The organism is Celeribacter marinus (assembly GCF_965656515.1).
Lineage (GTDB): Bacteria > Pseudomonadota > Alphaproteobacteria > Rhodobacterales > Rhodobacteraceae > Celeribacter > Celeribacter marinus_D.
The window spans coordinates 28,572-52,361 of sequence record NZ_CBFHKW010000001.1 but is presented as its reverse complement, the minus strand read 5'-3'; the positions used below and the strand labels follow the sequence as shown (position 1 = coordinate 52,361).

Annotated in this window: 17 protein-coding genes and 1 tRNA gene; 9 read left to right on the top strand and 9 right to left on the bottom strand. The window is 56.7% G+C overall.

Going from position 1 to position 23,790, the window contains the following annotated elements:
• Nucleotides 1-738 (bottom strand): tRNA 2-thiouridine(34) synthase MnmA (mnmA, locus tag ACTG34_RS00225; RefSeq protein WP_439103050.1); only part of this gene is annotated, 738 nt, incomplete at its 3' end.
• Between the two features lie 125 nt (nucleotides 739-863).
• On the opposite strand from mnmA, the gene sciP reads away from it, so the two are divergent.
• The 5 genes from sciP to ACTG34_RS00200 all read left to right on the top strand — a co-directional run bounded on the left by sciP (nucleotide 864) and on the right by ACTG34_RS00200 (nucleotide 6,593).
• The gene (sciP, locus tag ACTG34_RS00220; protein WP_439103049.1) at nucleotides 864-1,142 is read left to right on the top strand and encodes a CtrA inhibitor SciP; all 279 of its coding nucleotides are present in this window, start codon (nucleotides 864-866) and stop codon (nucleotides 1,140-1,142) included.
• 101 nt (nucleotides 1,143-1,243) lie between these two features.
• Nucleotides 1,244-1,957, top strand: coding sequence for a response regulator transcription factor CtrA (ctrA, locus tag ACTG34_RS00215; protein WP_439103048.1), 714 nt, complete (start codon nucleotides 1,244-1,246; stop codon nucleotides 1,955-1,957).
• Nucleotides 1,958-2,107: 150 nt separating this feature from the next.
• Nucleotides 2,108-4,234 carry an NAD-dependent DNA ligase LigA gene (gene ligA, locus ACTG34_RS00210; RefSeq protein ID WP_439103047.1) on the top strand — a complete coding sequence of 709 codons (2,127 nt, stop codon included), beginning with the start codon at nucleotides 2,108-2,110 and terminating at the stop codon, nucleotides 4,232-4,234.
• Entirely contained in the window at nucleotides 4,231-6,324 is a 2,094-nt protein-coding gene (recG, locus tag ACTG34_RS00205) for an ATP-dependent DNA helicase RecG (RefSeq protein WP_439103045.1), read from the top strand. Before ligA ends, recG begins: the two co-directional genes overlap by 4 nt.
• A gap of 146 nt (nucleotides 6,325-6,470) precedes the next feature.
• Nucleotides 6,471-6,593, top strand: coding sequence for a hypothetical protein (locus tag ACTG34_RS00200; RefSeq protein WP_439103044.1), 123 nt, complete (start codon nucleotides 6,471-6,473; stop codon nucleotides 6,591-6,593).
• Between the two features lie 207 nt (nucleotides 6,594-6,800).
• On the opposite strand, the gene ACTG34_RS00195 is transcribed toward ACTG34_RS00200, so the two are convergent.
• Complete coding sequence (locus ACTG34_RS00195) at nucleotides 6,801-8,207, bottom strand: methyl-accepting chemotaxis protein (protein ID WP_439103042.1); 1,407 nt, start codon at nucleotides 8,205-8,207, stop codon at nucleotides 6,801-6,803.
• A gap of 63 nt (nucleotides 8,208-8,270) precedes the next feature.
• Nucleotides 8,271-8,714 carry an iron-sulfur cluster assembly scaffold protein gene (locus ACTG34_RS00190; protein WP_439103041.1) on the bottom strand — a complete coding sequence of 148 codons (444 nt, stop codon included), beginning with the start codon at nucleotides 8,712-8,714 and terminating at the stop codon, nucleotides 8,271-8,273.
• Nucleotides 8,715-8,778: 64 nt separating this feature from the next.
• Here ACTG34_RS00190 and hisI point away from each other — a divergent pair, with 64 nt between their 5' ends.
• Entirely contained in the window at nucleotides 8,779-9,138 is a 360-nt protein-coding gene (hisI, locus tag ACTG34_RS00185; RefSeq protein ID WP_439103040.1) for a phosphoribosyl-AMP cyclohydrolase, read from the top strand.
• Nucleotides 9,139-9,142: 4 nt separating this feature from the next.
• Here hisI and gluQRS read toward each other — a convergent pair whose 3' ends face one another.
• The 6 genes from gluQRS to ACTG34_RS00155 all read right to left on the bottom strand — a co-directional run bounded on the left by gluQRS (nucleotide 9,143) and on the right by ACTG34_RS00155 (nucleotide 15,608).
• The gene (gluQRS, locus tag ACTG34_RS00180) at nucleotides 9,143-9,982 is read right to left on the bottom strand and encodes a tRNA glutamyl-Q(34) synthetase GluQRS (protein ID WP_439103039.1); all 840 of its coding nucleotides are present in this window, start codon (nucleotides 9,980-9,982) and stop codon (nucleotides 9,143-9,145) included.
• The gene (trmFO, locus tag ACTG34_RS00175) at nucleotides 9,982-11,328 is read right to left on the bottom strand and encodes a methylenetetrahydrofolate--tRNA-(uracil(54)-C(5))-methyltransferase (FADH(2)-oxidizing) TrmFO (protein WP_439103038.1); all 1,347 of its coding nucleotides are present in this window, start codon (nucleotides 11,326-11,328) and stop codon (nucleotides 9,982-9,984) included. Before trmFO ends, gluQRS begins: the two co-directional genes overlap by 1 nt.
• A 103-nt stretch (nucleotides 11,329-11,431) precedes the next feature.
• Nucleotides 11,432-14,239 carry a DNA gyrase subunit A gene (gene gyrA, locus ACTG34_RS00170; protein WP_439103037.1) on the bottom strand — a complete coding sequence of 936 codons (2,808 nt, stop codon included), beginning with the start codon at nucleotides 14,237-14,239 and terminating at the stop codon, nucleotides 11,432-11,434.
• A 132-nt stretch (nucleotides 14,240-14,371) separates the two neighbouring features.
• Nucleotides 14,372-14,518, bottom strand: coding sequence for a hypothetical protein (locus ACTG34_RS00165; protein WP_439103036.1), 147 nt, complete (start codon nucleotides 14,516-14,518; stop codon nucleotides 14,372-14,374).
• A 17-nt stretch (nucleotides 14,519-14,535) separates the two neighbouring features.
• A complete protein-coding gene (locus ACTG34_RS00160; protein WP_439103035.1) occupies nucleotides 14,536-15,033 on the bottom strand; it encodes a disulfide bond formation protein B in 498 nt (165 codons plus the stop codon).
• Nucleotides 15,030-15,608, bottom strand: coding sequence for a YqaA family protein (locus tag ACTG34_RS00155; protein ID WP_439103034.1), 579 nt, complete (start codon nucleotides 15,606-15,608; stop codon nucleotides 15,030-15,032). The genes ACTG34_RS00160 and ACTG34_RS00155 overlap by 4 nt, the downstream gene beginning before the upstream one ends.
• 156 nt (nucleotides 15,609-15,764) lie before the next feature.
• On the opposite strand from ACTG34_RS00155, the gene ypfJ reads away from it, so the two are divergent.
• From ypfJ to ACTG34_RS00140, 3 genes are all read left to right on the top strand, one after another.
• A complete protein-coding gene (gene ypfJ / locus ACTG34_RS00150; RefSeq protein WP_439103033.1) occupies nucleotides 15,765-16,637 on the top strand; it encodes a KPN_02809 family neutral zinc metallopeptidase in 873 nt (290 codons plus the stop codon).
• Between the two features lie 68 nt (nucleotides 16,638-16,705).
• Nucleotides 16,706-16,791, top strand: a tRNA-Leu gene (locus tag ACTG34_RS00145).
• Between the two features lie 848 nt (nucleotides 16,792-17,639).
• Nucleotides 17,640-23,552, top strand: coding sequence for a Hint domain-containing protein (locus ACTG34_RS00140; protein ID WP_439103032.1), 5,913 nt, complete (start codon nucleotides 17,640-17,642; stop codon nucleotides 23,550-23,552).
• Nucleotides 23,553-23,790: the final 238 nt, after the last annotated feature.

Genomic DNA, 23,790 nt, shown 5'->3' with positions numbered 1-23,790 from the left:
TCCCTCATGATCGACAATTTCACCGGGTTCCGCAGCACCGGGGCGCAATTTCTCAATCACGGCGGCATAGTTGCCGTTGGGCACGAAACAAATATCCTGACTGTCTGGCTTGTCCGCAACCGAGAGCCCGTATTTGGCCGCAAGCGCCCGTGTCGCCTCTTTTGACGGCAAATGCCCCAGCGGAAAGCGCAGATACTCAAGCTGTGCAGGTGTGGTCGAAAACAAAAAGTAGGACTGGTCACGATTTGCATCGGCGGCTGAGTGCAATTGTGGTCCATGTGCGCCATCACTGCGCTGAATATAATGTCCTGTGGCCATGCAATCGGCATCAAGATCCTTTGCCGTTTCCAATAGGTCCTTGAATTTCACTTTTTCATTGCACCGGATGCAGGGCACGGGGGTGGCCCCCGCCAGATAGCTATCGGCGAATTCGTCAATCACGGCGTCTTTGAACACGTTTTCATAGTCGAGGACGTAGTGGGGAAATCCCATATCTTCGGCCACGCGGCGTGCGTCATGGATATCACGCCCTGCGCAACACGCACCTTTTTTGGCCAAGGCCGCGCCATGATCATAGAGCTGAAGTGTCACGCCGATGACATCGTAGCCTTCCTCAGCGAGCTGTGCGGCCACAACGGAGCTATCCACGCCGCCCGACATTGCCACGACCACACGGGTTTCGGCGGGGGGCTTGGCAAAGCCAAGAGAATTCAGCGGATGCGCGCCGTCATGAGCCATTTACAAATCCTTTCCAGAATGCCGACCAAATATAAGTAAATGCAAGGTACTCTCAAGGCCTCGTTTCATTACCCATTAAGAGGTTTGCGGCAAAAGTTGTCCAAGTTAGCCAAAGGGGTGAAGTGATGTATCTAAAAAAAGTCGATGGTCCGCGCGCTGTGACCCTTCCGGATGGAACGGTGATGACGCGTGCTGATCTCCCACCAAAAGCGACCCGTCGGTGGGTTGCCTCGCGCAAGGCCTGTGTTGTCAAAGGTGTTGTTTTCGGACTTATTTCCGAAAGCGAAGCGCTCAAAATGTACGGATTGTCAGACGAGGAGTTCCAATCATGGAAGTCTGCGATCCGGGATCACGGCGAAGCAGCGCTTAAAGCAACCTCAATTCAAAAATATAGACAACCTTAGGTTGCTTCGTTAATATTATTCTATCCGGTAACGTGTGGTTAACCATTTTAAACCATTTTGACTGTTAGCGAACGATAGATAATTAATCGGAGACCCGAAGTATGCGAATTTTGCTCATCGAAGATGACCCAACCACGTCCAAAAGCATCGAAATGATGCTCTCCCATGCCAATTTGAATGTGTATTCAACGGACTTGGGCGAGGAGGGAATAGATCTTGCAAAGCTATATGATTACGATCTGATCCTTTTGGATCTTGGCCTGCCTGATATGAACGGCCATGAGGTGCTACGCCAGCTGCGTCTTGCCCGTGTCGATACGCCGATTCTGATTTTGTCAGGGGCCGACGACACAGAAAACAAGATTAAGGGATTTGGATTTGGGGCCGACGATTATCTGACCAAACCGTTCCACCGCGAAGAATTGGTGGCACGTATTCACGCGATCATTCGTCGCTCGAAAGGGCATTCCCAATCCATCATCAAGACCGGCAAAATCGATGTAAACCTCGATGCCAAAACCGTCTCCGTAAGCGCGCGTCCGGTGCATTTGACGGGCAAAGAGTACCAGATGCTTGAGCTACTTTCCTTGCGCAAGGGGACAACCCTGACCAAGGAAATGTTCCTCAACCATCTATACGGCGGCATGGATGAGCCGGAATTGAAAATCATTGACGTTTTCATCTGCAAGCTGCGCAAGAAACTCGCGACAGCAACGGATGGTGACAATTATATCGAGACGGTTTGGGGGCGTGGGTATGTATTGCGCGATCCTGAACCGAACGAATTGGATCAACCGCTTGCGGTCGGTGCGTAGGTACGAGTGTAACCTTTGTAACTGTCGTCGCCCTTAGGGTTTCTCCGAACCTCGGGGCGACGATTTTGAATGTCTATTCCAACATCTCTATCTGGACCTCCGCGCGTTGCTCTCATAAACCTGAGGGGCACGAAATCGGGAGGTCGTTTTATGTCCGCAGATACGCCATTGGATCAGGTGAATGTTGAGGCGTTGACCCGCGATCAGGCGGTCGTGGAACTTGCGCGTCTTGCGGATGTTTTGGCGCGGGCCAATACCGCCTATCATGCCGCCGATGCGCCTGTGATGGATGACGCCAGCTTTGACGCGCTCAAGCGGCGCAATGCGGCAATAGAACAACGATTTCCAAACCTTAAACGTGCGGACACGCCCACAGATCAGGTCGGCGCAGCTCCGTCCGAGGGGTTTGGGAAAATCACCCACGCTGTTCGGATGATGTCGCTCTCCAACGGGTTTGATGATGCGGATATCCGTGAGTTTGACGCCTCTGTGCGTAAATACCTCGCCGCACCGGGTGAAATTGCCTACACAGCCGAGCCAAAGATTGACGGGTTATCGTTATCCCTGCGCTATGAAAACGGTATGCTGATGCACGCGGCGACCCGTGGCGATGGTGCCGTGGGTGAAAATGTGACGGCCAATGCCCGCACAATCGCGTCTATCCCGCAATCAATCGACGGTGCGCCTGATGTGTTGGAGGTGCGCGGCGAGGTCTATATGACCCACGCCGATTTCGCTGCCCTCAACGCCCGCCACACTGAGCGGGGCGGCAAAACATTCGCCAATCCGCGCAACGCCGCCGCAGGATCGCTTCGCCAACTCGATGCCGAAATCACCCGCGCGCGCCCCTTGGCGTTTTTTGCCTATGCATGGGGCGAATTGTCCGCGCCTTTGGCCGACACACAAATGGGCGCGATTGCGCAGTTGTCCGCATTCGGGTTCGCAACCAACCCACTGACGCAACGGTTCACGGATCTCGCACAGATGCTGGATCACTACCGCAAGATCGAAGCGGCCCGCGCCACGCTTGGCTATGACATCGACGGCGTGGTCTACAAGGTGGACCGCCTTGATTTACAGCGCCGTTTGGGGTTCCGATCCACCACGCCACGGTGGGCAATCGCGCATAAATTCCCCGCCGAACTGGCATGGACGCGGCTTGAGGGGATCGACATTCAGGTCGGCCGCACCGGTGCGCTATCGCCCGTGGCCCGTCTGTCGCCCGTCACCGTGGGCGGTGTCGTGGTCTCGAACGCCACTTTGCACAACGAGGATTATATCGCCGGATATGACAGCAAGGGCGAGACCATTCGCGGCGGCAAAGACATTCGGATCGGCGACTGGGTTCAGGTGTACCGCGCGGGCGATGTGATCCCGAAAATTGCGGATGTCGATTTGTCCAAGCGCCCTGAGGTCACGACCCCGTTCGAGATGCCCGCGAGCTGCCCCGAATGTGGATCAGATGCCATTCGCGAAGAGGGCGACGCGGTGCGGCGATGTTCCGGTGGCATGATTTGTCCCGCGCAAGCCGTTGAAAAACTAAAGCATTTCGTATCACGCGGCGCGTTTGACATTGAGGGGCTTGGTGCCAAACAGGTGGAGCAATTCTACCATGACGGATGGGTGCGCGAACCCGCCGATATTTTCACCCTGCGCGACCGTTTTGGGTCGGGCTTGCAGCAGCTCAAAAACCGCGAAGGCTGGGGCGCGAAATCTGCCGCCAACCTGTTCGATGCAATTGATGAAAAACGAACAATCCCTCTGGCGAAACTGATCTTTGCCCTTGGCATTCGTCATGTGGGCGAAAATTCCGCCACGCTTTTGGCCACATCGTACGGCGCATGGGACGCATTCGAGGCTGCGATGACGCACGCCGAATCGGGGCGCGGTGCGGCATGGAGCGAGTTGTTGGACATTGACGGTGTGGGCGCGGTGATGGCCGGATCGCTCGTGGCGGCGTTTCATCAGGAGCGTGAACGCGCCTCAATCGACCGTCTCGTGGCGCATTTGAACGTGATCAATGCCGAGCGCCCCACATCTGACAGCCCTGTAAGTGGCAAAACGGTCGTGTTTACAGGCAGTTTAGAGAAAATGACCCGTGCCGAGGCCAAGGCGCGCGCGGAATCCCTTGGGGCCAAAGTCGCAGGCTCTGTGTCCAAAAAGACCGACTTGCTCGTCGCGGGACCAGGGGCGGGATCGAAAGAGAAAAAGGCGGCGGAGTTGGGCGTTGCAACACTGGACGAGGACGGGTGGCTTGCACTGATCGGTGACGCATGAGCGGGGCGCGCCCTGACATCCTGTTTCCATTGTTCGCGGGGCTAGAGACGCTCACGGGCGTTGGTCCGAAAACGGCTAAAGCGATGGCTGGCCTGAACGTTGAGCGGCCGCGTGATTTATTGTTTACTCTGCCCAATTCGGTGATTGACCGGCGCCGCCGTGACACGGTGCAGGGCGCCCACATCGGTGAGGTCGTCACCGTCGAAGTCACAGTTGTGCGTCATCAAAAGCCGTCTCGCAAAGGCTTGCCCTACCGCGTTACGGTCGAGGATGACGCGCTAGCCTTTCAGTTGGTCTTCTTTCGCGGTGCTCCTGATTGGATCGAAAAACAACTGCCTCTTGGCGAGCGGCGTCTCGTGTCAGGTAAGGTCGAGATGTATGATGGCCAGTTTCAAATGCCCCATCCCGATCACATTCTGGCGGTAGAGGATTCAGGCACGTTGCCTAAATTCGAGCCGGTTTATCCCCTTGCGGCGGGTGTCACGCAAAAAATAATGGTAAAGGCGGTCGCGGCCACGCGGGCCTTAGTGCCTGTTGTTGATGAATGGATTGACGACAATTTGCGCGCGCGCGAGGGGTGGCCCGACTTTTCCACTGCTTTGGAACAGGCACATGTTCCGCTCTCAGATCATGAAATTGCGGCAACATCGCCCGCGCGGCAACGTCTTGCCTATGACGAATTGTTCTCGCATCAGGTCACGCTTGCCCTCGCGCGCGCGCAGGTGCGCCGAGCAAAGGGGCGTCAAAACACCGGTAACGGCGCGTTGCGCGCACGGGTTTTAGCAGCCTTGCCGTTTACGCCCACAGGTGCGCAAGAGCGCGCGATGGTGGCGATTGCCGATGATATGGCCAGCCCAAAACGCATGAACCGTTTGTTGATGGGCGATGTCGGGTCGGGAAAAACCTTGGTCGCGCTTGACGCACTTTTGGTTGCGGTTGAGGCTGGCGGGCAGGGGGTTATGATGGCCCCGACAGAGATCCTTGCGCGCCAACACCTTGAGGGATTGCGCCCCTTGGCCGAGGCGGCGGGTGTTGTGCTTGAACTGCTCACGGGGCGCGACAAAGGGCGCGAACGCAAAGCAAAATTGGAGGCACTGGCGCGTGGTGATATCCAGATTTTGGTGGGCACGCATGCGGTGTTTCAAGACGACGTTATCTACCATGATCTGCGATTGGCGATTGTCGACGAACAGCACCGGTTTGGCGTCTCGCAACGCATGGCTTTGGCCAAAAAAGGCAGCGGTGTCGACGTCTTGGTGATGACCGCAACGCCTATTCCGCGCTCGCTTACATTGGCGCAATTTGGCGATATGGACGTCTCAATTCTGGATGAAAAACCGCCAGGACGTACGCCGGTCAAGACCGCGTTGAATTCGACCGAGCGATTGGCGGATGTCATCGCGCACCTCAAATCGGCCACCGATGAGGGGCGTCAGGCCTATTGGGTTTGCCCCTTAGTCGAGGAAAGCGAAGTGGTGGACATGATGGCCGCCGAGGAGCGGTTCAAAGTGTTGCGCGCGGCCTTGGGCGAGGGGCGTGTCGGATTGGTGCATGGCCAAATGCCACCGGAGGCCAAGGACGACACCATGCGGCGGTTCGCGGCCGGAGACCTGTCAGTTTTGGTCGCCACAACCGTGATCGAGGTTGGCGTCAACGTCCCCAATGCGTCGATCATGGTGATTGAGCGCGCAGAGCATTTCGGATTGGCGCAGCTGCATCAATTGCGTGGACGAGTCGGGCGCGGCGCGGTCGCATCGACGTGCTTGTTGTTGTATCAGGCGCCATTGACGCAAAGCGGGCGCAGGCGTCTCGATATCATGCGCGATACCGATGATGGATTTCGGATTGCCGAAGAAGACCTTGCGATCCGTGGCGCGGGCGATGTGTTGGGCACGGCGCAGTCTGGCCTGCCACGGTTTCGAGTGGCGGATCTGGAGCGACAGTCGGCGTTGATGGCGTTGGCACAAAGTGACGCGCGGGCGTTACTGACTCTCGATCCCAAACTGGAAAGCCCACGTGGTGTGGCTGTGCGTGTTCTCTTATGGCTCATGGGGCGAGATGAGGCGATCCGTTTGATTTCAGTGGGTTAGGGGAGTTTCTACACGGCGCGTTCTATTTTGTTCGCTAATGTTCTCAAAAAGTTCTTTACATAGGGGCGCCAAAATGAGAACAAAGGCGCAACAAAAGATTAACGCACTGAGATCAATAGAGATCATCATCCTTGAGGAGACGCCCCATGTTGACCGAATTGAAAGCTATCGTTACCCGTTCGCGCACCACCATGATTGAAGATGTGATTGGGATGGTCTCTTTGATGGTGATCTTGATGGCGGGTCTCTCGCTTCCGGCGCTGGTATAGGCGGCGCTGTTTTTTCGCTATTCTGCCTTTGATCTGACCCTGCGGCCTTACCGTTCTGCCCCGAATGTTTGACCTTTTCCTGTTCCGTCAGATGTCGTTGCCTCATCACGACATGTTTGTCCGCCAGATCAATACTCCGCCGCCTTCGTCCCCGAAGTGCGGCGGTTTTTTATGAGCCGTGCGGACGGGGCCGATGTGGTGAATACGTTAAAACGTATATGCCAAACGCAAGCCGCCCCAATGCGCGCCATCTACAATGATCGGAGCAGAGAGGTCTTTCATCATGGTGAACTGCCCTGCGCCCATGTCACGGCGGTAGACCTGTAGCAAAAACGGCTCTGTGTTGCGTCCTGCCTTCAATCCGACCCGATCATCAAACATTCTACGGTTGCGGGAATTGGCGGTATTCCACGCGGGGTCTTTGCCTTGGGGCTGCGCGAATTTCTTGTTATGGGTCGGAAGATAGCCATTGGGGTCAATCGCCGCGCAAAACACCACTTTATCGCTAAACGACAACATGGGCTCTTGGATGGCGGGTAAAACGGCATCTGTAAAGTCGGTGAAGCGTGCGCGGAATTGTTGCGGGTTGGTGCCACCCATCGGGGTATAGGTGCGGTTAAACAGGTCGTGCTTTGTGATGCGCCCCTCTGCGATACCGTTTTGGAAAATCTCCGATATTTGACCCGCGGCAACTTTGACCCGTTCGATAAAGACCAAGTCTTCGCTTGCGCCGCCTAAATCGACGCTGGTGCGATAAATGGTTTCCGAGGTGTCAATCAACTTGTTCACGCGGCTGTGGGCCTCATGGATACCAGATGCGGTTTTCTCGGCCGATTTGCCGATTGAGGCAAAGGCGGGTTGGAATTCTGCCACGGCTTCGCGCACTTTTTCGGCCTCAAAGGCCATTGTGCGGGTGGCGTCACTGGTTTGGCGCACACCATCAGCAATTTCGGTCAAAGCGCGGTCGGTCTGCTCCGATCCGCCGAGCACGATATCGGCATCCGACGAGACGCCAGAGGCCTCGGAGCGCAATTTGTCCACCCAACCAGACAAAGCGTGTATGTTGTCCTCAATCCCTGCGGCGGCGGTCGCGGTTTTTTGGCTCAACTCATTGATAGCTTCGGCCACGACACCGAATCCGCGGCCATAATCACCCGCGCGGGCCGCTTCGATTTTGGCGTTGATGGCGAGGATGTTCACCTGCCGGGCGATGTCGGCGATGTTTTTGTTATCCGTTTCCACGGCGGTGAGAGAGGCCGCGACCTGTTGCATCTTCTCCGAAAGTGCTTTGACCCATGAGGCCACGGTATTGGAGCGTTTGCCGTTTTCACGCACGAAATCGACCGAACCCTCGACTTTTGTGAGGGTGTTTTCGGTGACGTCTGTCACAGTTTCAAGGGCGTGACGTACCGCCGCATTGGCGGTCATCACGCCGGTTGCGGAGATTTCAACTTGTTTGAGAACCATAATCTGGCTGGATGATTGTGCATCTACGGCGTCCAAAAATCCCGCAACATCAACGATCTCATAGCCTAGCCGGCCTGCGTGATTGGCGAGCTCGGTCAGTCTTGGGTCCGCAAGTGTAGCGTCCTCAAAGTTTGGATTGGGAATCATGCATGCCTCCAGTTACACTCGTGGCTTAACGCAATTCACTTACCTGTCCGTTAAATATCCCAATTAGAGTGGGCTGTTTTGGGCCTCGCGGGCGGCTTTTGCAGCTGCCGTAACGGCAAGTAGGATCGACGCATGGCGGTTTTTATAGTCACGCGCGGGCCGGAGCGCCTCAAACGCGTCAAAGGGGGGCGAGGGGACGGGGCCGTCGGTTTTCAAAAATGCAGTCATCTCGTCGCGCGCGGCGTCCAATTCGTCGGCGCTACGACCAATGACATGCGCTCCTAAAATTGCAGCTGAGGCCTGACCCAGGGCGCAGGCTTTTACGTCTTGGGCAAAGGCGGCCACTTTGCCATGTGCCATCTCCACATCAACCGTGACTGTGGATCCACAAAGCGGCGCGCGTTCGCGCACACGGGCCTGTGGCGCATCCAATTGCCCGACATGGGGAATATCCGCGGCAAGCGCGAGCAGTTTTACTGAATAGAGTTTGGCCAGTTCAGTGGACATGGTTTGCCTTTCATCACGTGGCCTTTTAGATAGGGCAACCGATACCACAAGGAAAGAACCCAACATGCCCTTTGACCCTGCATCCCTGAAATTTGATGACAAAGGACTGATCCCCGCAATTGCGCAAGATGCCGCAACGGGTGAGGTTTTGATGATGGCGTGGATGAATGCGCAAAGCGTGGCAAAGACGCTTGAGAGTGGCAAAGTCACCTATTGGTCGCGCTCGCGTCAGGCGTTTTGGGTCAAGGGCGAAACCTCGGGGCATCTTCAGGAGTTGGTTGATTTCCGCTTTGATTGTGACAGCGACTGTATTTTGGTGACGGTCAATCAAACCGGACCCGCATGCCACACCAATCGTCGCTCGTGTTTTTACACGGCTGTGCGCGATGGCGAGACCGTGGAATTGTCCAAACCGATGGTCTGAGCGCCTAAATCCCGACCATGCGTTTGATGTCGTCGGGGCTGTATCCCTCGTTGCGAAATGTCGAGATTGCTTTGGCATCGTCGCGTTTGGCGAGGCGTTTGCCAGCCTCATCGCGAATGAGCGCGTGGTGGTGATAGATGGGGACAGGCAGATCGAGCAGCGTCAATAAAATCACTTGGATCGCTGTAAACGCGAAGAGATCCTCGCCGCGCACCACATGTGTAATCCCTTGGGCCACGTCATCGAGGGCGGAGGCCAGAAAGTAAGCCACGATATCCTCGCCTTTGCGCGACAAAACCACATCCCCGATCTCGCGTAGCGCCTGCGCCGCATCGACCGTGTGTAGCCCCGCATGTGCCGCGCCCGTTTCGGTAAAGCGCATGGGGGCACCGCTTAGCTGATCCAGTGCGCGGTCAAGGTGGAGACGCAGTGCGTCACCGTCCTTGCGCGTGGACATCGTGCGCGCTTTGCACGTAAGCGGATAAACGTCATGGGCCACGCCCTCTTGTGGGGCGGCAAGGGCCGCGCGAATATCGGCGCGGGTGCACGAACACGGATACAATAGACCCATAGCCTCAAGGCGCGCCAAGCTATCCGTGTAGCTATCCAGCTGTGCGGCTTGGCTCACAACAGGACCGTCCCATGTCAGTCCGAGCCACGTCAGATCCTCGACAATAAGCGCCGCCCATTCGGGCTTTGATCGCTCAAGGTCGGTGTCTTCCATCCGCAGCAAAAAACGCCCGCCGGCATCGCGCGCCATTTGCTGGCCGAGCATCGCGGAGTAGGCGTGCCCGATGTGCAGCGGTCCCGTTGGAGAGGGTGCAAATCGGGTCACAAACGACATTAATTTTGTCCGTCAAGCCATTGATTATAATCTTCTTTGGCGCGATCTGTGTAGCCTTTGTAGCGCTCTTTGCGCCCCTTGCGGCCGCCACGCATCCCGTCAAGCGGCGGGAACAGGCCAAAGTTCACGTTCATTGGCTGAAAGGTCTTGGCCTCCGCGCCACCCGTGATGTGGTTGATCAGTGCGCCCATAGCGGTGGTAAAGGGCGGCGGTGGTAGGTCGCGACCCAAAATCTCTGCGGCTGCCATACGTCCCGCGAGCAGGCCCATTGCCGCACTTTCCACGTAGCCCTCGACGCCCGTGACTTGACCGGCAAAGCGAATATTTGGGCGTGATTTCAAACGCATCTGGTCGTCAAGTAATGTGGGAGAATTGAGGAATGTGTTGCGGTGGATGCCGCCCAAACGGGCAAAGGACGCGTCCTCAAGCCCTGGGATCATTTTGAACACTTCGGTCTGCGCGCCGTATTTCATTTTGGTCTGAAAGCCGACGATATTGTAGAGCGTCCCCAGCTTGTTGTCGCGGCGCAGTTGCACCACGGCGTAGGGTTTGTTCTCGGGGTCATTGGCATTGGTGAGCCCCACGGGTTTCATCGGGCCAAAGCGCAGGGTTTCGCGACCGCGCTCGGCCATCACTTCGATTGGCAAACAGCCGTCGAAATAGCCTGCGGTTTCGCCCTCGTGGAACTCCGTTTTATCGGCGGCGGCGAGCGCGTCGATGAAAGCCTCGTACTGATCCTTCGTCATCGGGCAGTTGAGGTAGGCCTTTTGCTCCTCTTCCGTGTCGCCCTTGTCGTAGCGCGATTGGAGCCACGCAATGTCCATATTGACGCTATCGGCGTAGACAATTGGCGCGATGGCGTCGAAAAACGCCAAGCGGTCTGTGCCCGTCTCGGCGGCAATCGCGGCGCCAAGGGCGGGGGAGGTCAACGGTCCTGTCGCAAACAACCATGTGCCGTCCGTAGGCAGCTCGGACACTTCGCCAAATTCGACCGAGATCAGCGGATGGGCGTTGATTTTTGCGGTGATATGCTCGGCAAACGCCTCGCGGTCCACGGCCAATGCGCCACCCGCGGGCAGCTTGTTGGCATCTGCAGACGCCATGACGAGGCCACCTGCCGCGCGCATTTCCCAATGCAATAGCCCAACGGCGTTTTGTTCGTCATCATCCGAGCGGAACGAGTTGGAACATACCATCTCGCCAAAATTGCCAGTTTGATGTGCAAAGGTTTCGACCTTTGGGCGCATTTCGTGAAGCACAACGTTGACGCCAAGGTTGGCCGCTTGCCATGCTGCTTCGGAACCGGCCATGCCGCCGCCGACGATGTGGAGTGTTTTATCTGTCATGAGCGCTCACATAGTGCGTTTGAGGGGTGTTTCAAAGAGAATGCGGGAGCTATTGCCCCCGCACCCCGATGTTTATGTCGTAGGGTCTCGCCCGTTAATCAGTCTAGGTGTCAGATGTGTCGACGGGCGTTGTGCCTGTGTCGGGTGTCTGCACCGAAGCGTCTGTGGTTGCCTCGTTCGTCACATCGTCGTCTTCCGCTTCTGCGATGTAGGCCACCGACACGACTTCTTCGCCTTTGCCAGTGTTGAACACTTTCACGCCGCCCGCGCCGCGTGAGCGGAACGAGATGCCACCAACGGGACAGCGGATCGACTGACCTTTGGATGTGGCCAGCATGATCTGGTCTTCAATGGCGACAGGGAAGGAGGCCACAATAGGTCCGCCACGCATGGTTTTCTCCATGGCTGTTACCCCTTGGCCCCCGCGACCGCGCACGGGATAGTCATGACTGGACGACAGCTTGCCCACGCCGCCCGTTGTAATGGTGACGAGGAGCTCTTCGGCCGCCTTCATTTCGTCAAAGCGTTCGGTTGTGATCGAACCTTCTGCAACCTCTTCGTCGTCATCGGTGCCCTCGACCTCATCCGCACCCACTTGCGCGCGGCGCATCTTGAGATAGGCCTGACGCTCATAGCTTTCGGCGTCAAAGTGCTTGATCACCGACATCGACACAACTTCGTCGCCGTCATTGACCAATTTGATGCCACGCACACCTGTTGAGGAGCGCGAGTTAAACACGCGCACATCGGTGACGGGGAAGCGGATGGCGCGACCCGATGAGGTCACAAGCATCACATCGTCGTTCTCGTCACAAATGCGCACGTTGATCAGGCGGGTGTTTTCGTCTTCGCCCTCGAACTTCATCGCGATTTTACCGTTCGATTTCACGTTGGTGAAATCCGACAGGCGGTTGCGGCGCACCGAGCCTTTGGAGGTGGCGAACACGACCTGAAGGTCATCCCAATCCACCTCGTCACGATCCACTGGCATAATCGCGGCGATCGACACCTTTTGCGGGATCGGCAGGATTTGCAGCAATGGCTTGCCTTTGGCCGTGCGCCCGCCAAGCGGGAGACGCCATGTTTTGAGCTTATACGCCATACCGTCATCGGTGAAGAACAGCAGTTGCGTGTGGGTATTGGCCACAAACAGGGTCGTGATCACGTCCTCGTCCTTGGTCGACATGCCCGATACGCCTTTGCCGCCGCGCTTTTGGGCGCGGTAGTCAGCGAGCGGCGTGCGTTTTGCCCAGCCGGACGAGGTGATGGTCACGACCATATCCTCTTTCTCGATCAGATCCTCGTCGGCCATATCGCCCGACCAGTCCACAATCTCGGTGCGGCGCGGCACGGCAAAAAGGGTTTTCACCTCCGTCAACTCATTGGAGATGATGTCCATGATCCGCTCACGCGAGGCGAGAATAGCGAGGAAGTCTTTGATTTTACCTGCAAGTTCTTGCAGCTCGTCAGTGACTTCCTTGACGCCGATCTGTGTCAGACGTTGCAGACGCAACTCCAGAATGGCGCGGGCCTGTGTTTCGGATAGGTTATAGGTGCCATCGTCGTTCATCTTATGGGACGGATCGTCGATCAGCTGAATATAGGGCGCGATATCAAGGGCGGGCCAACGCCGCTCCATCAGTTTCGCACGCGCTTGGGCTGCATCCGCAGAGGCGCGGATAGTGGCGACAACTTCGTCGACATTGGTCACAGCCACGGCCAGACCACATAGAATATGGGCGCGGTCGCGGGCTTTGCGCAGCTCGAACGCGGTGCGGCGTGCCACCACTTCCTCGCGGAAGGTGATGAAGTGTTCAAGGAACAGGCGCAGTGTCAATTGCTCGGGGCGACCGCCGTTGAGCGCCAACATGTTGCACCCGAAATAGGTTTGCAGCGGCGTAAAGCGGTAGAGTTGGTTAAGTACCACCTCGGGCGTTGCATCGCGTTTCAGCTCGATCACAACGCGCACGCCGTTGCGGTCGGATTCGTCTTGGACGTGGGAAATACCCTCGACCTTTTTGTCGCGGACAAGTTCGGCGATCTTTTCGATCATCGTGGCCTTGTTCACCTGATAGGGGATTTCGTCGACCACAATGGCGTAGCGGTCCTTGCGAATTTCCTCGACACGGGTTTTGGCGCGGATAATCACCGAGCCACGGCCTTCAAGATAGGCTTTGCGCGCACCGGCACGCCCAAGCATCATCGCGCCGGTTGGAAAATCCGGACCCGGCACAATTTCCATCAACCGTTCGGTCGACACATCGGGGTTTTCGATCAGAGCGAGCGTGGCATCAACGATTTCGCCCAAGTTGTGGGGCGGAATGTTCGTGGCCATACCCACAGCAATACCACCTGCACCGTTCACAAGCATGTTGGGATAGCGGGCGGGCAGAACCGTTGGCTCTTTGTCTTTACCGTCATAGTTCAGAACGAAATCAACGGTGTCCTTGTCAATGTCGGCCAACAGGTAGGCGGCAGGTTTGTCCATGCGCACTTCGGTATAGCGCATCGCGGCAGCCATATCGCCGTCCATCGAACCAAAGTTGCCCTGACCATCCAAAAGCGGCAGCGACATCGAAAACGGCTGTGCCATACGGACCAACGCGTCATAGATCGCGCTATCCCCGTGCGGGTGGTATTTGCCCATGGTGTCGCCCACGGCGCGGGCCGATTTACGGTAGCTCTTGTCGTGGGTGTTGCCCGCCTCATACATCGCAAACAAGATGCGGCGGTGCACGGGTTTCAGACCATCACGCAGGTCGGGAATGGCACGGCTCACGATCACCGACATGGCATAATCGAGATAGCTCGATTTCATCTCTTGGGTGATGGAGATATGCGGCCCATCCCATGGAAATGGCGTGCGGATGTTTTCGTCTTCGTTGTCAGGGGTTTGGGGAGTGTCGCTCACGTTGTCCGCCTGTTGTTTGTCTATGATCTATATGGTGTTGTTCGGCACTGTACCCCATACGGGATATGGGGTGCAATGGTCGATCCGTTTCATGTCGCACGCGGTGCGCCCTGCGCTATCTGGATGGTCCGTCTACTTTTTGCGCAGCTTGAAGCGATTAAGGGGATTGGCGCGTTTTAGCCGCTCTTTGAGAGCCTGTGCACGCAGGTCCGCCATGTCAGAGCCAAGGCGGCGTTTGCCGGTCTTGAGCGGTACGATCTGTGCGGTCTCTTTGGTCATGGGCTATACCTAGGGCGTCAGGCGCGTGATTTCCATGCCCAGATCCACAGCGCCACGAACGCCAATGAGGCGAGGGCATTGTAGGAGGCCATTGACAGCCCGAACAGATCCCACACCACTTCGTCGCATAGCACCAAAGACGCATCCATGCTGGCCGAGGGCAAAAGATCCATGCCAGACAGGCCTGAAAGCCCGTCACCCGCAGAGGTGCACGAGGTCGGCCCCTCCCACCAATCGCGCTCTACACCGGTGTGATAGAGGCCCAGGCCCGCGGAGATGCCCATCGTCAGCACACCAAGGGGGGGGATAAATCCGAACCGCGTTAGCGCAAAGAGGATGCCAAGCCCAAAAGCGATCGCATGGGGCCAGCGCTGCCACAGGCACATCGCACAAGGGGCGTATCCCGCCGCCTGAAATGCAAAGGCTCCAAGCAGGATGCCAAGCGATCCAAATCCGGCAAGAAGCGCGATTTGGCGGCGTGGCAGGCGGGTGAGGGTGTTGATCATCGGGGTCATATGAATTTCACCGCGTAAAAGCCGCCGATAAAGATGACAATCAGCAGCGTGAAGATAAGCCCCAAACGGCGCTCGATGAACACGCGAATAGGCTCTCCGAATTTCCACAAGAGAGTGGCGACAATAAAGAACCGCAAGGATCGCGCGACAATGGAGGCCGCAACGAAGACGGGCAAGGATAGATGAGTGGTGCCCGACAGAATGGTGATGACCTTATACGGGAACGGTGTGACGCCCGCGATCAACACGGCCCATGCACCGTATTCATTATACTTGACCGCGAATTCGTCGAAATAGGCGTCCTTGCCGTAGAATTCCAACACAGGCCGGCCGATGGTTTCGAACGCGCCGAAGCCGATCCAATAGCCAAGCATGCCGCCAAGCACGGAGGCCACGGTGGCGATGCCCGCAATTTTGAACGCTTCGCGCGGGCGTGCGATGATCAACGGGATCATTAAAATGTCGGGCGGGATCGGAAAGACAGAGCTTTCGATAAACGCAACAATCGCCAAGGCCCAAAGGGCATTCGGGCTTTGGGCGAGACGCAGGGTCCATTGATATAGGCGCGTGATCATCGGCTCTCATTTCTTCGGTGATTTTGCGCCTTTAGGCACCAATGCGCACGACGGGTCAAGGTTTGCAGCACGCCCCGTGCACACAACCACGTGTTTTTGCTTGAGAGCGCCGCGCTGGACCGTATGGTGGCGCCGTAGTGTGATGTGAGGTGTACGATGAAGTGGCAAGGGCGGCGTGGATCACGCAACATTGAGGATCGTCGTGGACGATCCGGTGGCATGTCGCGCGGCAAGGCGGTGGGCGGGGTAGGTGGCCTAGGTGTCATTGCTATTGTGGTCATCGGCGGTTTGCTCGGGGTTGATGTCTCACCGCTGCTCAACGGCGTGGGGGTTGGGTCTGGTGGCGTGAGCACAAGTGGCGCGGCCCCGATCACGGCGGCGGACAAGCGCGCAGGCGATTTTGTATCCGTCACTTTGGCCGACACCGAAGAAATCTGGAGCGAGATTTTCACCACTCAGGTCGGCGTGCCATATCAACCGGCTGTTTTGGTCCTGTTCAAAGGCGTGACGCAAAGCCCGTGTGGTGGCGCGTCCGGTGCATCCGGCCCGTTCTACTGTCCCGCTGATCAAAAGGCCTATCTCGACACCGCCTTTTTCGTCACGATGGAGCGCCAGATGGGGGCGGGTGGTGATTTTGCGGCGGCCTATGTGGTGGCCCATGAAATCGCGCACCACGTGCAAAACGAATTGGGGATTCTGGGCCAAGCCAACCAGTTACGCGCGCAAGTAAGCGAGGCGCAAAGCAACGCCATTTCTGTGCGGATCGAGTTACAGGCAGATTGTTATTCGGGGATTTGGGCGCGGTATGCGCAAGAGCGGTTTGGCTCCCTCGAGCGGGGCGACATCGCAGAGGCGATGAATGCGGCCAAGCAAATTGGCGATGACACGCTGCAACGCAATGCAGGACGGGTGCCATTGCCGCACACCTTTACGCACGGCACATCTGCGCAGCGCCAAAGGTGGTTCGAAACCGGATTCGAGACGGCAACTTTGGCGGCCTGCGATACCTTTGGGGCCGAGCGACTATAAAATTTGCATTGAGTGCGATATGGGTCTGGACGAGGGCGGAAAGCTCGGCTAAACCGCACCTCGTCTTAGCCCGTGTGGTGGAATGGTAGACACAGGGGATTCAAAATCCCCCGCTGTAACAGGCTTGGCGGTTCGAGTCCGCCCACGGGTACCATACACAAATCTTGTCCGCGTTTTTCGCGACACCTTGTTGAAAAAAGGTGGACCGACGTGGGTGAGTGGATTGCAATAAGTTTCATGATAATGTGGTTTGGTATGAGACTTGGTTCAGGCCGGTTTTAGGCCAACGTGGGTTGACGTTTGTCATATGAATTCGATCGCTGGACCGAGACGTGCGGTCCGCCGCAATGTCCAATTAAGCACACGAATCGTTAACCCTACGTGGTATTGTTTCCAACTTGGCTACGAATCGTTTCTGGACTGTTTTGGGTCCGGAGTCGCCTGTTTCCGGGTCCAGGATTGAGGTAACCAAATTATTTAGCTGTTCATGATTTTGGGCATATCCAGCCCAACCAAGGCGTTTGTTCCCACACTAAAGTGTCAGTGCGCGCAAACTTTAAGTACATGCTTTTTATAAATAAATGACGATTTTAGCCCGTTTGCTTCCGTTGCGGAATGCTATACTTTAGTGTTGGTTTTTAGCACTTTGAGGCCTGCGTTAACACTTTTAGGTCCAAATATAAGTTGCGATCCCTCACGCCTAGGGTCATTTTCAAAGGTGCCCAACTGGGGGGCATCGAGGCTACGGGGGCAGCCACGAAGTTGACGATCCATGTTTTGGACCGTGAGCGCTCGTGTCTGCAGTGGAAACGATACGCAAGTGTCGGGAATGACATGCTGCTGATATGATGCGGGTTTGCCGGTAAGGCAGGCCCCATATGTGTTCGCGTTTCCCAAACTTGATCTTCTCCTTTGCGGTTAGGCATTTCAATTGGCTGGCTCCGTTGGGTCGGTTTTGTGTTCCGAGCCGTTCGGGCACGTGCTTGTTTGGAGAGACATACGATGACGTTTTGGTGGAAATGCAATGATGGCGGCTCAACGCCCCCTACTGGCCCCGATTTCAACAGCGACTTGGTCGAGAACCTCGTTGGGCTTTGGGAATTTTCTTCCGGCGGCGAGACGAAAGACACAGGATTGTCTGACGGTATCGCACAAAATGGTCATTTCCACGGGAACGCGCATGCCGCTAACGGCGCGCTGCAACTGGATGGCAACTGTGATTACTTTGATGTCTCCGGAACGGACGCCCCTTTTGACCTCTCCGAGGGCACCGTTCAGGTTCAATTCATTCAGGACCACCAAGTCGGCACATCGCCCGACACCATCGTAAACCGTGGTGAGTTCTGCGACAAAGACACCGAAGGTTATTTCAACATTCAAGTGACGGCTAACGGCGCCGTGACTGTCTCCCATCTCTCTGGCTCGGACTCTCTCTCCCTGAGCACGGGCGCTGGGTTCTTTGACGAAGGCGACGAGCTGCGCGTGTCCTATTCATGGGATGACGATGGCCAAGGCTCCTTTGTGGTCGAGAACCTTTCTGAAGGCACAACATACGAAACCGATTTCGACAGTGCCGGCCTCAACATGGACATCGGCGACAACGACGATGAAAACTTCACCTTTGGCGCGCGTGAGTACGACGATGGCACCTATGACCAGTATTTTGATGGCTCCATTGCCTATGTTGCTGTGTTCTCCGACCCAAGCATCACGACGGGCTCCGACGGCATCGTTGAGGGCACTGATGGCGACGACATCATCGACGCTACATATGAGGGCGATCCTGACGGCGACATGATCGACGCGGGCGATGCGCTTCTTGCCGGCGAAGTGGGCGACGACGACATCATTTACGCGGGCGCAGGCGACGACACCATTCTTGCGGGCGCGGGCAATGACGAAATTTACGGCCAAGGTGGTGACGATACCATCGATGCCGGCACAGGCGATGACGTGATTTACGGTGATGCGTCCAGCGGTCCAACGAAAGTGTTTACGGGTGACCATGTCCGTGAGAGCTTCGAGTGGAATGAAGCAGGCGTTGCTAACGATCAGGCATTGACCGATTTCAGCCAAGACACCGGCAACGTGAACGTTTCGTTCAAAGTTTTGCAACAAGACACCGATGCGACGACCCAGTTTTCATCCGATCAGCAAAAGGTCCACAGCATCGACACTGACGGCCCAGGCGCCGATGCGCATAGCTCGCTTGATTCCAACCTGAACGGTCACGGGAACGAGGCTACATACGAGCTGTCCTTCTCGGATGCGGTGAATGATGTGTCGTTCCGCGTGAACGACATTGATGGCGATGGCCTTGTTAAAGTCACGGCGTATGATGCCGCGGGCAACGAGATCAATGTCGACATGACGGGTGGATCACACCTCAAGCTCAAAGACACCGATGGTCAGTTTGGCGTGGATACCGCCGATAGCAATGGTGGCTACGAAGAAGACACTTCACCCAACTATTCGCTTTTGGTCGACATTCCTGGTCCTGTTGCGCGCATTGTGATCGAACACGATCAAGACGGGAGCAACAACTCCGGCATCAACATCACGGACGTCTATTATGACGCGCCCGTCTTCATCGAAGGCGAAGCCGACGATTGCGTCGATGCTGGCGACGATGTCATTTCGGCGGGTGATGGCGCCGACCTTGTGTTCGGGAACGGCGGCGACGACACCATTGATGGCGGTGCAGGCAACGACACACTTTATGGTGACGGCCAGAATGATGGCCAGTCCTCCGGCGGCAATGTCGCGGACTCCCTGTCCCTCAACGCAAACAACGTTCAACACGGCAGCCAAACAGGCCATGATGGTTCTGCCGGTGCCGGTGATAGCGTTATTTACAACAACGTGGCTGTGACCGAAGACGGCACCGTGGTAATGGCGAAACTTGTCGTCGTCGATGTCGACAGTGGTCTGAAGGTTGACCTTACAGGTGGGCTGGGCTCCGAAATTCTACTCAATGGCGACAATGACAATTCCGACGCGGGTAAAGATGCCACATTCCGTCTGGAGTTCTACGATCAAGCGACAGGGGAGCCGATTGCGCTTACGTCCGTGGCCACGTTCGGCGACCTCGATCTGACCAACACGGCTGAGAAAGTGACAATCTCCACCGATACCTTCAGCAATTACGGCACGAGCGCCGATACGTCGCTGAACGTGACAACAGGTGCGGGAACTGTGACTGCAACCGGTACAGAAGAAAACGACCCCACAGATCAAGACGCTTGGTTCTCCGCAGGGTTCGAAAATGAAACGGCCATTGAATTCACGCTCACCACACGTGACGTAAACTCCGGCTTCACACTGAACGGCCAACTGATCGACGCGCCTGTGGTTGTGGAGATCTGCGAGCCTGGCGACGACATCATCACCGGCGGCGAAGGTGACGATGTTATCTACGGCGACGATGGTACTTTCGGTCAACTTTCGGCCGACAACCTGATCGTCAACGGATCGTTCGAAGATACGTCAGGCATGACGCAAACGGGGTATGGGTACACCGACACCGGTGCGGTCAATGGCTGGACGTCGTCCAATCCCACCACAAACGACATCGATTTCCACAACGATGGCCGCGGCGATGTTGATCCAACGGATGGCAACAACTGGCTGGACCTCGAAGGCAACCCCGGTCCGCTGCGGATCGGCCAAGACGTCAATGGCGTTCAAGACGGTGAAGAATATGTTCTCACATTTGATGCCGCTGACGCCGTTGGTGGTGACAATGGCATCAAGGTATTTTGGAACGGTGAGTTGATCGATACGATCGACCCGAACGAAGGCGACATGACGACCTACACCTACACCGTCGTCGGCGGGTCCGGTGATGGGTCCGACCGCCTCGAGTTCGAAGGCACAGGTCAGGCCGACTACGTCGGTGCGTCCATCGATAACGTCTCACTCGTTGGCTATGACACAAACGATGGCGAAGGTGGTGATGACATCATCACAGGCGGCTCAGGCTCCGACACAATGTACGGTGAGGGCGGCAACGACACCTTCATTGTGGACACACCGTCTGATGCGGACGGCGACGTCATCGTCGGCGGCAACGGCCCTGATGAAAGCGACGATTGGGACGTTCTCGATCTGCGCGGTGCAGGCCGTGTCACCATCAATGAAACAGACGATGAAACCGACGACGGGGCCACCAAAGGTACTGTGACCTTCGATGACGGCTCGACGCTTGAGTTCAGCCAGATCGAGGAAATCCTTACAGATCCGCAAAACGAAGCCCCCGTTGCAAATGACGACACTGCGACCGTTCTTGAGGACGGCTCGGTCAACATTCCTGTGCTCGACAACGACAGCGATCCGGACGGCGATCCTCTCACTGTCACCGAGGCGACCAGCCCGAACGGCACTGTGACGATCAACCCCGACGGCACGCTGACATTTGTGCCCGACGAGAACTTCAACGGCGCGACGACGATCACCTACACCGTGACCGATCCCGACGGCAACGAAGACACGGCCACGGTCGACGTCACTGTCACCCCCGTGAACGACGCCCCCGATGCGGTGGATGACACGGCGGAGACTGAGTTCAACGCACCTGTCATCATTGACGTGCTCGGCAACGACACCGATGTGGATGGCGACGATTTGACTGTGATCGCGGCGACGAGCCCCGATGGCACTGTTGAGATCAACCCGGACGGGACACTCACCTTTACGCCGACAGACGGTTTCACAGGTGAGGCCACGATCGACTACACCATTGAGGACGAAGACGGTCTTCAGGACACTGCACAAGTGAGTGTCACCGTTGGTGATCAGCCGCGTGACGGCATCGTTGAGGGTACAAGCGGTGATGACCTCATCGATCTAGCCTATACAGGCGATCCAGATGGCGACATGGTCGACAACAACGACGAGCTGTTGGCGGGAGAAGGTCCAAACGATGACATCATCTTTGGCTACGATGGCGATGACACCATCTTTGGCGGTGAAGGTGATGATGAGATCGACGGCGGAACTGGCGATGACACCATCTTTGGCGAAGACGGCGATGACGTCATCGTGGACGAGCAAGGCTCTGACACGGTTGATGGTGGTGACGGCGATGACGAAATCGATGTTGCCGGTGGCGATAGCCCCGACACCATTGCTGAACTGCTTGGTCTGACCAACCCCAACAACTTGGCTGATCTGGACTACTCGCCGTATTCGGAAGTTGTCCCTGTGGATAGCGATCCGAACGACGACATCGATACGGTTATTGGCGGCGCGGGCGATGACACGATCATCACGGGCGACGATGCTGACTATATCGAGGGCGGTGACGGCAACGATACCATCTATTCGGGCATCGACGACGATACCGTGTTTGGCGGTGACGGCGACGACTACATCGAGGACGTACAAGGGGCCGACTACGTGGACGGCGGTGCAGGGGACGACACAATCATCGTCGGCTTCGACACCTTCTCCGACTACTCCAACGGTGGTCTGAGCGATGATCCGAAACTGCCATCTGCGGGCTATCCGTTCCTCGAAGATCAAAACCAGATCGACGGCAAAGACGAAGTCCACGGCGGTGACGGCGATGACTATATCGTCACGGGCGATGACGCCGACCTGATCTATGGCGATGACGGCGATGACACGATCAAAGCCGGCATTGACGACGACACGGTTTATGGCGGTACGGGCAACGACAACATCCTCGGCGGACATGGCTCCGACTACATCGAGGGTGGTGACGGTGACGACTATATCGACGCCTCTGACCTGTTCCAGATCATGAACCACACCAATGAGGACGATGCGACCGATCCGTTCCCCAACAACGACATGGACGTTGTCTATGGCGGCGCGGGCAACGATACGATCATCGGTGGCGACGATCAGGACATGCTCTACGGTGAAGCCGGCAATGACATTATCGACGGTGGCATTGACGACGACACCATCGACGGTGGCGCAGGCAACGACATCCTTATGGGTGGAGACGGTGATGACACCATCACCGCGGGCGAAGGCTTTGACACGGTTTCCGGTGGCACGGGGTCGGACAGCATTTACGGCGGCGGGGACAATGATGTTCTCTCTGGCGGCGATGACAACGACTTTATCTACATCTCCGAAAGCCAATCGGGTCTCAACAACACAACCGTGAATGGCGGTGCTGGCGGTCTTGATTGGGACACGCTCGACATCTCCGACATGCTCAGCAACGGTTGGGTGATTACGGCTCAGGTTCAGAACCCTGATAGTGATGGCAACGGCTTTGACGGTACGATTGAGCTCTACAATGCGGATGACGATACCTACGCCAACATCAACTACACGAACATCGAACAGGTCATTCCATGCTTTACACCTGGAACGATGATTGCGACCCCCGAAGGGGAACGTGCAGTTGAGAGCCTCAAAGTCGGGGATAAGGTCATAACCCGTGACAACGGGATGCAGACAATCCGTTGGGTTGGTGCGAAAGAGATGACCACGGATGAGTTGACGAAACGTGCGGAGCTCAAACCTATTCTCATCCGCGAGGGTGCGCTTGGTCAGGGGCTACCGGAACGCGATATGATCGTGTCTCCGAACCACCGTATGCTCGTGACCTCCGAGAAAGCCGCGCTGTTGTTCGAAGATTACGAAGTCCTCGTTGCAGCCAAGCACCTCTTGGGTCGCGCGGGTGTCGAAGAACTTGATGCACAAGATGTCACGTACATCCACATCATGTTTGATCGCCACGAGGTCATTTTGTCGGATGGCACATGGTCGGAAAGCTTCCAGCCGGGCGATTATACCCTTGCCGGGATTGGCGAAGAGAGCCGTACAGAGATCTTTACTCTGTTCCCCGAGCTGCGCGACATTGCAACCCGCGACGATTACATGACGGCGCGTCGCGTGCTTCGCAAACACGAGGCAGCGTTGCTGGTCAACTAAGACCGCCACACTGCCTGCTCCGGTGGCGCTTAGGCGCCACTTGAAACCGGACACCGACCTGTAGTGGGGCTGGGTGTCCGGTTTTTTTCGTGCCTGATGTGGTGCGTTTGTTTTGGTTTAGAGTGCATAGACTGACGCACGCCGCGTGGCATGGCATGGCGCGCACCTGTGCATGTCACGATAGGGTCGCACTGCGTGGCGAGAACCGATTCGGAATTTCAAGCGCGCGTGACGCACC